The organism is Cryobacterium sp. TMS1-20-1, assembly GCF_004402355.1.
Lineage (GTDB): Bacteria > Actinomycetota > Actinomycetes > Actinomycetales > Microbacteriaceae > Cryobacterium > Cryobacterium levicorallinum.
Genome location: NZ_SOGF01000051.1, coordinates 125,125 through 138,183, shown reverse-complemented (window position 1 = coordinate 138,183; position 13,059 = coordinate 125,125). Strand labels below are relative to the sequence as shown.

The 13,059-nt window shown below is 57.5% G+C and carries 11 protein-coding genes and 1 tRNA gene; 4 read left to right on the top strand and 8 right to left on the bottom strand.

Translation table 11 applies throughout. From position 1 onward, the window contains the following. Window positions 1–434: 434 nt before the first annotated feature. The 7 genes from E3O45_RS11285 to E3O45_RS11255 all read right to left on the bottom strand — a co-directional run bounded on the left by E3O45_RS11285 (window position 435) and on the right by E3O45_RS11255 (window position 9,004). Entirely contained in the window at window positions 435–1,481 is a 1,047-nt protein-coding gene (locus E3O45_RS11285; RefSeq protein WP_134443475.1) for a LacI family DNA-binding transcriptional regulator, read from the bottom strand. Between the two features lie 143 nt (window positions 1,482–1,624). Then, a complete protein-coding gene (locus E3O45_RS11280) occupies window positions 1,625–2,992 on the bottom strand; it encodes an amidase (RefSeq protein WP_166789474.1) in 1,368 nt (455 codons plus the stop codon). A gap of 16 nt (window positions 2,993–3,008) precedes the next feature. Continuing rightward, window positions 3,009–3,728, bottom strand: coding sequence for an ABC transporter ATP-binding protein (locus tag E3O45_RS11275; RefSeq protein WP_134443473.1), 720 nt, complete (start codon window positions 3,726–3,728; stop codon window positions 3,009–3,011). A 5-nt stretch (window positions 3,729–3,733) separates the two neighbouring features. After that, a complete protein-coding gene (locus tag E3O45_RS11270) occupies window positions 3,734–5,539 on the bottom strand; it encodes an ATP-binding cassette domain-containing protein (protein ID WP_166789473.1) in 1,806 nt (601 codons plus the stop codon). 145 nt (window positions 5,540–5,684) lie between these two features. Next, a complete protein-coding gene (locus tag E3O45_RS11265) occupies window positions 5,685–6,545 on the bottom strand; it encodes a branched-chain amino acid ABC transporter permease (RefSeq protein ID WP_134443471.1) in 861 nt (286 codons plus the stop codon). Window positions 6,546–6,585: 40 nt separating this feature from the next. Beyond that, on the bottom strand, window positions 6,586–7,722 hold the full coding sequence (locus E3O45_RS11260) for an ABC transporter substrate-binding protein (RefSeq protein WP_166789472.1): 1,137 nt from the start codon (window positions 7,720–7,722) through the stop codon (window positions 6,586–6,588). A 388-nt stretch (window positions 7,723–8,110) separates the two neighbouring features. Then, entirely contained in the window at window positions 8,111–9,004 is an 894-nt protein-coding gene (locus E3O45_RS11255) for a nitrilase family protein (protein WP_174843083.1), read from the bottom strand. Between the two features lie 371 nt (window positions 9,005–9,375). Here E3O45_RS11255 and E3O45_RS11250 point away from each other — a divergent pair, with 371 nt between their 5' ends. Together E3O45_RS11250 and E3O45_RS11245 are read left to right on the top strand one after the other, a co-directional pair. Next, entirely contained in the window at window positions 9,376–10,422 is a 1,047-nt protein-coding gene (locus tag E3O45_RS11250; protein WP_134443469.1) for a LacI family DNA-binding transcriptional regulator, read from the top strand. A 120-nt stretch (window positions 10,423–10,542) separates the two neighbouring features. After that, window positions 10,543–11,013, top strand: a complete 471-nt coding sequence (locus tag E3O45_RS11245; RefSeq protein ID WP_134443468.1) for a hypothetical protein — start codon at window positions 10,543–10,545, stop codon at window positions 11,011–11,013. Window positions 11,014–11,237: 224 nt separating this feature from the next. Here E3O45_RS11245 and E3O45_RS11240 read toward each other — a convergent pair. Continuing rightward, window positions 11,238–11,321 (bottom strand) — tRNA-Leu (locus E3O45_RS11240). A gap of 436 nt (window positions 11,322–11,757) precedes the next feature. Between E3O45_RS11240 and E3O45_RS11235 the strand changes: the two genes are divergently transcribed. Next, window positions 11,758–12,507 (top strand): DUF3662 and FHA domain-containing protein, encoded by a 750-nt coding sequence (locus E3O45_RS11235; RefSeq protein ID WP_134443467.1) that lies wholly within the window; start codon window positions 11,758–11,760, stop codon window positions 12,505–12,507. 2 nt (window positions 12,508–12,509) lie between these two features. After that, window positions 12,510–13,058, top strand: coding sequence for an FHA domain-containing protein (locus E3O45_RS11230; RefSeq protein ID WP_134443486.1), 549 nt, complete (start codon window positions 12,510–12,512; stop codon window positions 13,056–13,058). Window position 13,059: the final 1 nt, after the last annotated feature.

Sequence of the window (13,059 nt, the reverse complement as noted above, 5' to 3'; positions counted from 1 at the left end):
GTGACGGGGAGCACCTGTGGTGCTGAGCCACACCACCACTGGTGCTCTTCCGCACGATCGATGGGGCTCAACCGCACGATCGGGTGGGGCTCAGAGGCTCTAATACTCAATCAGCCGTGCCCGCTCAGGCCACGGCGTCCCGGCAGGTCACACCCGGATCGGCCCGTCGGCCAGCAGATTGCCCACCGCCATCTCAGGGCCGGCGACGACCAGCTCCAGATTCCGCACGCCGCTCACGTCGAGGGGTGGACCTTCAAACGATCAAGCGTCACACGAACCGCTCGCTCATAAACTCCGACTGGGTTTTTCTGGGCATGACCGAATCCCCTAGCTGGAAAGATGGGGGCAGGAAATCAGGGACGCTTCAGGCAGGTCTATAAGAGTGGGAGTAGGTCTGGTGGTTCAGTCACTCGCTCGTCTCAGGAGTCGCTCAATCAGCTGGTTTCGTCGGCTCGACCGGCGAGGACGCTTGTTGACATGCGGATGATCAGTTTTGGGTCGAGCTGCACGGAGCTGACGGCCTTTCCATCCATTACTGAGACCAACATTTCCAGTGCGCGACGGCCCATTTGGTGCATGGGAGAACGCACGGTCGTGAGCGCCACCATCATTTCTCGCGCTAAGGGAATGTCGTTGTACCCAACGAGTGCCACATCATCGGGAACGGTGAGTCCACGATCCCTCAGCACTCCTAGAGCGCCGATGGCTGCGAAGTCATTCGTTGCGAAAATTGAATCCGGGTAGTTATTACTCGCGAGTATGGCCTCAGCGCCTGCCCGACCGCCTGCCGCATCGAAGCCGCTGTACACAATTCGTTCCCGCGGAATCTCTATGCCGGCATCACGATAGGCATCGATGACGCCCTGCGTGCGATTCTGCGACGTTGACGCGAAAGGCATTCCCGCGAGGATCGCCACCTCACGGCGTCCAATAGCCAGGAGATGTTCGCCGACCAGCCGACCTCCCAAGTAGTCGTTGCATGTAACCGAAATGTGGTCACCGGAGTGCCGACTGACCAAAACCGTCGGCACTCCCCGCGACCGGATCTCATCGAGGAAGGGATTGTCGAGGTGGGCGTCACCGAATATCAGGCCGCCAACACGGCGTTCAAGCATCATTTCCGTGCGGGTTCGCTGGTCTTCCTCGCGGTCGAGCGAATTGGTGACAAAGGTGAAGAGACCATTTTCAATCGCCGCTTCCTCGATGCCTTCATAAACGGTGGCCAGAACATAATCTTGGAGTCGAGGAACGATGACCCCGACGAGATTCGACCGTGCAGTACGCAGGGTAGACGCATAAACATTCCTGTGGTATCCGAGGTCGCGGGCGGTATCCCGAATGAGCTTGGCAGTCTCCGGTGCAGCCCAGCGGGATGGGTCTGTGTCTGTTGCCGTCAACACCCGAGACACTGTTGATACGTGAACACCAACTTCTTCTGCGATCGTTCGCAGCGTTATGGGCCGGCCCTGCTCAACGCCCATGACGATCTCCTTTGAAATACAGTTCTAGTCGATTCTCACGACTTTAAATCCTAGCCTCGCACGCGCCTCAACGGCGGTCTCAACTCATCCACTATTCGTGGGCTCCATGGGTAAACTGCCCGAGCTGTAGAGGGTTCGACCGCCTACTCATTTGAGGAGGAATTGTGAAGTGCGCCGAATCCGCTCGGTCTGCGCAGATGCCAATTCGTCAATTCTTGATAGTGTGCTCCCAATCGGCACAGCATCCGATCAGAACCACGACGTGAAATCAGTTGAGCGCCGATAGGCATTCCATCGTCAAACCCGCACGGAACTGAGAGCGCTGGAAGTCCTGCGAGACCCCAGAGATACGTGAAAGCCAAGTTTTGTTCCGTCGATTTCAACGGATCGACTGGGCCGAGCAAACTGGGGGCGCGCGGAACAGTGGGCAGTAAAATCACATCGACGTACTCAAAAATGTCATCAATCTTCTTGGTAAGTTCTACCCTTTCGTCCGATAATGAAGCCTCCTCCGCAGAGTCGATCGATTTTGCCAGTTGCAATCTGCTTGCAACATCCGCGCCAAACCCACTGGAGTCTTCTTCAAATCCAACGCCATGGACGCGCCAGGCTTCAGCGCGCACAATCATGCGGGACACGTAGTCGCTTCTTTTCGCGTCCGGGAGGTCGAAGTCAACGAGCGTGGCCGCGCCTGAACGTTCGAGAACACGCCCCATGTCCATGAGTGCTTGCGCTGCGCCGGAGCCCACCCCCTCTGTGAAATAGCCCCCCGTCGGAATCCCAATCCTCAATGGGGTGGGACCAACGGTTCCATGGCGTGATTCCACGCCTACAGCGATATCTAACAGCAGTTCCAAGTCGACAGCGGTCCTCGAAAAAAGACCGACGGTATCAAAGCTGGGAGCGAGCGGATACACTCCGTGAGCGCTGACTTCGTCAAAGGTCGGACGCAGCCCGGAGACACCTTCAATGGCTGCTGGGCATCGCACCGATCCGCCTGTGTCAGTACCCAGTGAAAAGTCGACCCAACCCAGTGCTACCGCGACTGCCGATCCACCGCTCGAGCCACCCGCATTGCGGGTAATGTCCCACGGATTTTGCACTGTGCCGAAGTAGGCGTTCTCGCTGGTTGCGCCAAAAGCCAGTTCGTGCATGTTTGCCACACCGACCAGAATTGCTCCGGCTTCACGAAACTTCTGCACGACGTCAGCGTCATGCTCAGGTATTCGATGAGAGAAATGCTCAGAGCCCAACGTTCCGGGAACTCCTCCAACGTCAATATTATTTTTCACGACGAAGAAGCGGCCATCGAGTGGGAGCGGAGATCCGGAATGCCGTGCCGAAAGCACGCGTTCTAGGTCCTCCTCCGCCTCAGACTCCGTTAGCGAGATGAGTGCTTTTGTCGACCGATTCTCGGTCTCAATTGCAGCCAAAACCCGATGCAAATAAGAGAGTGCCACCGCTGCGTTCACCCCAGCTGGAAGAACACCGAATGTGTCGATCGTGCTCACGCCTGTTTCACCCATGCTAAACGCCGAGGTACTTCTGCTGGAGTTCGGGACTTCTGGAGAGCTCGTCAAAGGGGAGTCGTTCAACAATCGAGCCACGATCCATAATGTGGGCGTGGTCTGCGACTCGATTCAAGAAATCGAGTCTCTGTTCGACCACCAACAGGGCCACTCCGCTCTCGCGTGACAGACGTTTCAACGACTCGGCAATTTCGATGATGATGGACGGCTGGATACCCTCAGTCGGTTCGTCCAAGATGAGAAGCTTGGGCTTCGACATGAGCGCGCGACCAATAGCCAATATCTGCTGTTGCCCGCCGCTCAGGGCTCCGGCGCGCCGGGTCCTGATGGCGTGAAGGACGGGGAAGAGTTCATAAACAGATTCGTACGAATCAGAAATTTTGCCCTTGACTGACGTGGCACCCAGCGCAAGGTTGTCCTCGACCGAAAGACGGGGAAACACCAACCGGCCCTGAGGGACATAGCCGATGCCGCGTGGGCACCGTGTCCATGCGCCTTTCCGGGAGAGATCCTCGCCGGCAATCGAAATAGAACCAGTCTGAGCGGGGAGGAGGCCCATGATTATTTTGAGGAGCGTCGTCTTACCTGATCCATTTCGGCCGATAAGGCCGATGGCTTCGTTCTCAGAAATTGTCATATCCACGCCGTCAACGACTCGAAGTTTTCCGTAGCCTCCTGACAGTCCACGGATATCAAGCACCGGCTTCTGTGTCACCATTTTGATCAAAGCTCCAGGTTCGGTTTCGTGGGGGTGGCGCCGTGCTCTGCGGCTTCACGCCCAAGGTATGCGTCCATAACGGCGTCATCGTGACGCAGATCGCTAATGTGGCCGGTTCGGAGAATCTGTCCTTCATGCATCACAATGACGTCACCGCCGAGTTCTTCAACGACGCCCATGTCGTGCTCGACAACCACGACGCCGCATCTCTGTGCAAGCCGGTGAATCATGTTCACAGTCTGTGTTCGCTCACCAATCGTCATACCCGCGACCGGTTCGTCCAGGAGAATCAACGTCGGCTTTTGCGCGAGGACCATTCCAATCTCTAGCCACTGCTGCTGGCCATGTGAAAGCGAATACGCTTCGACATCCCGCACTTCTGTGAGCCCTGCCTCGACGATACAGTTTTCGACGAGGGCTTCACGAGCACGTTCGAGCTCGCCACGGGCGGCCAGGCTTATGTTTTCCCGCACAGTGAGTTCAGGAAAGAAGCTCGCTGTCTGCAACTTGATTCCTAGTCCCAAACGGGCCCGTTTGAAGGATGGAAGACTGGAAATGTCATGTCCATCAAACACGATGGAGCCCTCGTCGAGTCGAATGCGTCCTGAAAGCAGTCCGAACAGACTACTTTTACCCGCACCATTGGGACCGATTATGCATTTGATCTCGTTGCGCTTGAGGGTGAAGTCAACGCTACGAACCGCCTTCACACCGCCATACGACTTGCTTACACCGCGAACAGTCAGCAATGAATTTTCGCTTCGGCCGTGGTTCCCCAAGGGCGCTACAGCAACAGGTTTTGGTTCAACACGGTCAGCACGATCAACGGGCGCGGTCGTGACCGGCCGGCCGGGAGCACTCGAGTTGCGGTTGACTACCGACCGCCACGCCTTTCGAGTGAGCGCCGCAACGCCGTCGGGAGCCACCAGGATGACGAGAACAACCAAGCCACCGAGGACAAGAGCCACGTACTGGCTTATATCGCTTGAACCGAAATAGAACTGAACTGCCGAGATAAGAATTGCGCCCACAACAGAACCGACGGGGCTGCGACGCCCGCCGACCAGCACCCAAATCACGACCAAAGTTGCAGACTGAGCACTGAACTGTCCCGGATTTACGAACTGCGACCACGCCGCAAACAGCGAACCGGCGATTCCTGCCACTCCCCCCGCGAGGGCGAAAGAACTGACCTTGAATAGTCTGATGTCGTAACCAATTAACGATGAACGATCTTCGTTTTGACGAATACCGTTGAGAACCCGACCGTACCGAGCGTGTCGCAGCCGCGTCAAAATCAGCCAAGTGACCGTGGCGCAAACAAGAGTGACTACGAATCCTGTCAGAGGGGACGCCACAACATAGTTGTCGCCGAACCCGAATGCCATAGGCATGATCCCAACGAGTCCGTTTGCTCCACCGATCGATGCCGAACCGAGCTGGAAAGAGAAGCCCGAAGCAAGTGCCGCGAATATAAGCGTGAATGCGTACGTGATAATGGCGACTGCGATATCGTTCAATTTTCCGTAGAAAATGAAATATCCCAGGCCGGCTGCTAACGTGGCGGCGACAATTCCTGCGGGAATTCCCCATACTAACGTTGAGCCCTGAACTCCGAAATTGATGCTCAAGACTCCATAGACATATGCTCCTACCCCGAAGAACACGGCCTGAGCGAAGCTGAGGATGCCCACATTCCCCCAGATGAACTGAAGGCTCAATGCTAGGAGAGCGGAAGTCATCCAGAGTGTGAGGTGACTAGCCATATCGCCCTGTCGTGCGATACCGAAAATCAAGATTACAGCTGCCACTGTCAAGACAGGGAACGAGGGGGATGTCTTGCCCCACAAGCGACACCGTCCGAGGGCGGCGCTGAGCCCTCTATCCGTTGATTTGGGAAGGGTAGGAATCATCTTTGTCTCCGGTAGTCAATGAACGAGTTTGGTGGCGGGCGCATCACACCCGTTTGCGCCAATTTGCCGAGAATCCCCGGCCAAAAATGCGAAGCAAAATGATTGCGGTCACTAGAAGAGTGACCTGTCCGATGAGAATGCTGAATGCCGTGGCGGTTATTCCTTGCGCGATTCCCAGCACAGAACCGGCCGCAAGCAGACCGGTAACGGGGAGCGGCCCGCCGACTGCGACGGTGAGGAAGGAGTTTGCAATGAAGATGTCACCCAGTTGGGGCGTAATCGAATACAGTGGCGCTACGATAGCTCCTGCTGCGCCAGCTAGCGCGCAACCAATTCCAAAGGTTGTCGCCTTCACGCGTTCGGTTCTGATTCCTAAGGCAAGGGCCATCTCAGGAACCTGGATACTTGCATTCGCCCGAAGGCCGAACCGTGTTCGTGTAAAGAGAACGTAGGACGCCAGCATCATCAGTGCGGCTGCACCGATCACGACCACGCTGTACCAGGAGGTGGAGTAGTCGCCTATCTGGAAGGATCCCAGTGGGGCTGAGACGTTAGAACTGACGGGCCCAAAAACGATAATAATGATTTGCGTCAAGATGATGCCAAAGCCCCAAGTGACAAGGATGCTTTCCAGCGCTCGGTGCTTGAGGGGTCGGATGAGCACGGAATACACAACAGCTCCGAGGAGCCCCGTCACCACTGCCGCAATCAAGACGGCAACGAGGAGAGGGGCTCCCAGGGTGTCAACGACGAGGAGTACGTAAGCACCCAGCATAATGAAGGCGCCTTGAGAAAAATTCACAATCCCCATGAACCCATAGACCACAGCAAGTCCTGCCGAGGTCAAAATGAGCACCGACATACTTGAGATCAAGGCAATAGTGACAGTAGTGATTTGGTCCATGGTGATTGTGAGCTCCTAATTCGATTCAGTGGTCCGAAGGTTAACCTTCGGGTACGAACTGCTGATTAGTCGTCGACTCGGACATCAGGTCACACACCGACTGCTCATATTCAGGAACAACTGCATCGACAGTTTCGAGGATGTCGAAGCCCTGAGTTGAGTTTTGCTGAACGATGTACATCGGACGGATGAGGTGGTTAGTTTTGGGATCAAAAGTGACCTGACCTGCAGGAGAATCGATTGTCATACCGCTCCGCAGGGCCTCCAGCACCTTTGCTGGCTCCGTAGAACCTGCCTTGTTTGCAGCTTCAGACCAGAGCTTCCAGGCAATCCAGGTGTTAGCCCCACTCTCGTGGATTTCGTTTGCTCCCTTACCGAACTCCGTATCCCAGGCGGCCTTAAAATCAGTGTTTGCCTGGTTGTCAATCCCGGGGACGTAATCAAGAGCGGCAATGATTCCTTCGCCGGCCTCAGCGGATACGGCGAGCTGCTGGTTACCCGAACCGTAGTTGGTAGAGATCAGGGTCATCTGATCTTTCAGGCCTGCCGCTGCGAACTGAGCGGCGAAGCCCGACTGAGCCGCGCCAACCGGAAGCCAGACGATGACGTCTGGCTTGGTCGCCTGAATCTTACTGATCGTGCTCGAATAGTTGCTGACGTCAAGTGGGACTAGCTCAGAACCAACGACCTCTCCACCACCGGCAGTGATGTATGTCTCGAACCACGTGGTGGAAATGGATCCGAAGTTGTAGTCCGGGGCGACAATGTAGTACTTCGTGCCCAGGTTTTTCAGAGAGTAGTCAATGAGAGGCTGAATCTGCTGCGATGCCGAGGGACCGGTAATGACAGTGTTCGCGTCGCAGACACCCCCTTCATACAGCGCAGGGTAGAAGTAGAGCGACTGTCCACTTGCGAACAGCGGCCGCATAGCTTCACGCGCCGAACTGGTCAATGCTCCGACGACGACGGGTGCCTTTTCGCTCTGAATGAGGTCGCGGGCATACTGCACGTTGAGCGCATCCTGGGACTGAGTATTCTTGTCTGACAGATTCAGCTCGGATCCGGCGGCGCCACCGGCCGCGTTGATTGCAGCGATGGCAAGCTTTGAGGCGTCCAGCTGTTGCTGCCCATAGATCTCAAGACCACCAGAAAGGTCTTGGACTGCTCCCACCGTCACGGCTGAAGCTGCCCCTTCGTCAGATCCGGATGGGGTGCACGCTGTCAGTCCAAATACTGTGGCTGCAAGAAGCGCAACACCAGCAACGCACCTGTTTCGTCGATTTGGCGATCCTGCTGTTTGATTTTTAGACATCTTTGTCTTTCTCCTGGGTACGTCGTGATGTAAGTGATTGATTTAGAACCATTTAAAACGCTGTTTAGCCAAACGATTGTGCAACCGCAATCGGAATGTAGCACAAACGATTGGGTTAATGAAAATGAGTTATATTTTTCCTTTCCTCAGATGAGAAAGAGATCCCCAGCTACGCCGTGGACGAGGCTGATGTTGGCCCCGCCGAGGGCGCGATCGAACTCTTCCGAGCGGCACGCCGATCGCACCAGCTGACTTAACGCGGGAGCAGGTCACCGCCGGAGTAGCCGAGGAGCGGGGCGTAGAGGTCTGTTCGCCGATCGCGTGCCAGATCGTTGTTGCTATTCCAGATCTGGGCCGACCGCGAGGCAACAACGTCGAGATCAGCGAAAACGATCGTCTCCTTTTCTGCGTCAGCGATCTCGCCTACTGGCCACCCATTGGTGCCGGTGATCAGAGAACACCCGAGGAACTTCCCGCCCCGTTCTACACCAACTCTGTCTGCAGCGATAATCGGAACGTTGTTGACGTGTGACGCAGACATGGTGAGATAGGCGGCCATGCAGTGTCCCGCGTTATCGAATAGGGGCGGTGGTGTCACTGCCCAGTTATTGACGCTACAAAGGATGTCCGCGCCCTGCCCGACGAGAATTCGCGGCACCTCCGGAAACCAGATGTCCCAACACACGAGCAGCCCAATGCGGCCAATCTTGGTTTCGAAGACGGGCAGTGAGTCGCCCGGAGTGAAGATCAACTTTTCTCGATCCCACAGGTGGGTCTTTCGGTACTTTCCAATAAATCCAGCCGGGCCAATGAGTACAGCGGTGTCGAACAGAAGCACTCCGTCAACTTCGGCGATACCCGCAACGACGTACAGGTTGCGCTCTCGTGCCAGGTCGATCCATGCTGTCGTGGACTTCCCCTCGGGGACCACCTCCGCGTGTGCATATGCCTCTTCTCTCGTTCGAAAGGAGTAGCCCGTATTGGAGAGTTCAGGCAGAACAATGAGATTAGCTCCGCCATCGGCTGCTTCATTAATGAGGCGAAGGGTGTTAGCGAGATTAATCGCCCTATTTTCGAGGCCGACTTGCGGGTCAAACTGAATTGCCGCGGCGCGAACGAGGCTCATGGGAGCGGGTTTGGTGGTCATTGAAATTTCCTTATGTTGACTGTTGCTGTGTGACTTGGTTGTTCCAAGATGACGGATATCAGTGAATATTAACGAACGTGGGCCTCCGTCTTCGCACTGGCACAGAGGTCCATGAGTTCACTACCAGCTTGACTCGGATCGCGGGAGCCATCGAAGGCCGCACCAACGGTGCATGAGGCCACGCGAGCCTGCAGTATCTGCACAACCCACAATCGTGCCCGCAGCCATCCGTGCCACAGTTTCTGCCCTAACGATTGGCCCTATCGTTTTCTGAAAGATTGCCGTACCTTGAAGCTCATGTCAATACCCGGCTGGAATGACGTCAAGCACTCCGCTCTCGACTTCGAGCGACGGACGCAGGTGAAAGGACAATGAACTGGAGAGACAAACCTCTACCGTATTCCGACGCGTCGGGCCGCCCAACCCTGCGTACTATTGCGGAAATTGTAGGAGTGCATGTCACAACTGTTTCGCGAGTGCTATCGCAGTCACAAACTCCGGGCGTTCGGAGTGCATCTGAAGCGACATCCGCCAGAATTCGACTGTTGGCCCGAGAACTCGGTTACGTGCCAAACCCTCATGCGACGGGACTTCGCACAAGCCGTAGCCATCTAATCGGTGTCCTCGTGCCGAGGCTCACCGACCTAGTTTTAGCGACGATTTATCAAGGCATTGAAGAGACCGCGCGGGAGCACGGCTACAACGTCTTTGTTGCCAACAGTTCAGACGATCCGATTCAACGCGCCGAACGCGCCGAAATGCTTATTGGGAGAAGGGTTGATGGGCTCATTTTGGGAGACGGCCGGATCGACGACCCGCTGGCTGAATCTCTACGCAACCGCAAGATTCCGTTTGCACTGGTAAGCCGGCGTTCCGGAAATTATCCGTCAGTAACGTGTGACGATGTCTTGGGTGGCCAACTGGCAGCACGGCATCTTCTGTCCCTCGGACACACCAACGCAGCAGTAATCGCCGGCGAAACGTATGCCAGTACTGGGATCGATCGAACTGCCGGATTTCGCAAGACATACTCAGAGTCTGGATTCTGTCTGGCGGAGGACCGCGTCTTGTTCTCGGGGTTCGACGTTGAGGCTGGCTACGAAACAGCTCGACAACTATTGGATTTGTCTCCACGACCGACAGCAATCTTTGCCGTGAATGACTTTGCCGCGATAGGGGCCTTGAGAGCCGTGCGCGAGAAGAAGCTGAGGGCGGGCGAGGACGTAGCAATCATCGGTTTCAATGACGTGTCCATCGCTGGAGCGTTACCGATACCACTGACCACTGTTCGGTCACCGCTCACGGAAATGGGCGAACAGGTATTGAAAATGATCCTTGGTCTTATTAAGGGCGAATCCATGCACCCCCACATGCTGAAGCCAGAGCTGATCATCCGCGAGTCCACTACCGGTTACTGAGCCCGTCAAGTTATTGAGCTACTCTGACGTGCCTTTTCTTCAACGCCGCTTCCATTAACGTGCCGCCAACGCGGCCGCGGGCTGCAGTCCTCCGCTGTGTGAATAAGGTAGACGCCGGTTGTGCCCAGATTCAATCTGGCTATTGACCGGGCCAGCGGCAAACGCGTCGCCAAACCGTCAACACCGGTCAGCGTCACCATCCCGCTCGACGCCGGAGCCCCCGCCGAACGCAACCGCGACCCCCGCCTCGCCGTGAAGCACCTGCAGAAGTTCGCCTATAAGTCCGAGGAGCACCAGAAGCACTTCGGTATGCGCAGCCTGGTCGAATCCGCCAACAAGACCCTCAAGGCCAAAAACTTCGAAGACCTCGCCAACGTCAGCAAACGCTCCGGCCGCGGCTTCGCCTTCAACTACCTCGCCGCCACCCTCGCCGCCGTCTCAGCGAACCTGCGTAAAACCTACGACTTCTTCGTGAAGGCCGCCGAACTCGACCTCGGCGAGAAGCTCTTCCGCGAACGACGCCGCAAAGAAGCCACCGGAACACCACTGAGCCCACACAGCACCCTGCCGGTCCTGGCACCACCGCAGTAACAACGGCCACAACCTACTCCAGCACCAACCACCCGCGCACCGAAAGCGTCAGCCTGCCCACCCGCAGGCCTTTCTGCTTTTAAAAGGTCAACCCCGCTTCAACCGACCAGATCGGCCCCGCCAACACCCTTAAAAACCGAAGGCCGGCCGAGTATTTCTACTCAACCGGCCTGTTCGCTTGGATTTCATGAAAACGAGAACTCAATTTCCTGAAACACCCGCAGTGCGCGAGAGGGGACTTGAACCCCTACGTCCTTTCGAACACTGGCACCTGAAGCCAGCGCGTCTGCCAATTCCGCCACTCGCGCGAACTTAGGAATGCTAACACTGTGAGGGGGGTCAGCGCCATTCGACGGCGCGCCGCGCCGGCCGTGGGGGCCAGATTGAGCGTGATCGCGCCCGATATCGGTGGCCGCTACGGTAATTACCGGAGCAAGCACCCACATCGGGCGCACTCCCAACGGATGCCGCCGCTGGACTGCACCCACCAGATCCGCCCGCCCAGCCCCCACCGCATCCGCCCGCCCGCATTTGCACACCCGCATTTGCACACCCGCATTTGCACACCCGCGCGCACCGTATCCGCTCCAAAAAAGTCCAAAGGAATGCCCATAATGGGCGCCGAATTCGGTCCAGCACCCTCCGCAGGTAGTATGACTGTTCGTGCCGTTTGCGCCTCCAAGGCGGGTTGTCACCCGAGACAAGTAACATGCTCATAGCCAAACGGACCGGATCGGGAGACCTGTGGGCATACTGGATAACTTTGAAAAGGGATTGGAGCGCGCCGTCAACGGAGCGTTCGCCAAGACCTTTCGATCGGGCTTGCAGCCGGTGGAAATTACCTCCGCGCTGCGTCGTGAGCTCGACACCAAAGCCGCGGTTGTCGCGCGGGATCGCATTCTCGCGCCCAATCGGTTCACCGTGCGCATGTCCCACACCGATTACGCGCGCATGAGCGCGCTCGGCGTGGCCCTTATCGATGAGCTCACCGCCCTGCTGCAAAAACACGGCACCGAGCAGCGCTACCAGTTCACCGGCGGCATTGTGATCACCCTGCAAGACGACGGCAGCCTCAGCGAGGGTTTGGTGCAGATCGACTCCAGCACGGTAGCGACCAGTGTCGCCTGGACCCCGGTGCTCGACATCAACGGCACCCGGCATCCGCTGGTCAAGGCCCGCACCGTGATCGGTCGCGGCTCCGACGCCGACATCACCATCGACGACACCGGCACCTCCCGCCGTCACGTGGAGATTATCTGGGACGGCGCCCGCGCCCAGGTGCGCGACCTCGGCTCCACCAACGGTTCCCAGCTCAACGATGCCCCGGTCAGCCAGGCCATCCTCGAACCCGATTCGATCGTCACCATCGGCCGCACCCGCATCGTCTTCCGCGTGCTCGCGCAGGCCTCCAACGAGACTCCGCGCGCGGCCGCACCGACCGACCCCGCCACCGAACGCCACGACATGGGCGGATTCTGGGGGCCGAACGCATGAACGTGAGCGAACTGACCCTGCTGGTGCTGCGCATCGGCTTCCTTCTCCTGCTCTGGATGTTCATCTTCGGCATCGTCTACGCGCTGCGCAGTGACCTGTTCGGCCAGCGCGTACGCCGCCTGAAAACGGATGTCGCCGCGCCGGCCCCCGCCGCAGCCTTCCCCGCCGCCGCTCCCATTGCAGCCCCCGCACCAACCCCAGCACCAGCCCCGATCGCGCGGGCCAGCCCGGCCGCCGACGGTGCACTCGCCACCGCCCAGAACACCACGCGCCTCGTCATCACGAGCGGCCCGAAGTCCGGCACCGAGTTTCCGCTCAGCACCGAAACCATCACGATCGGCCGCTCGGCCGACTCGAGCCTGGTTATCCGCGATGATTACACCTCAACCCACCACGCCCGACTCATGCTCTGGCATGACGAGTGGATGCTGCAAGACCTCGATTCCACCAATGGAACCTTCCTGGCCGGCACCCGCGTCACCGTGCCGACCAAAATTCCCCTGAACGCCACCGTGAAGATCGGCGCCACCAGCTTCGAGCTTCGGCGGTAAG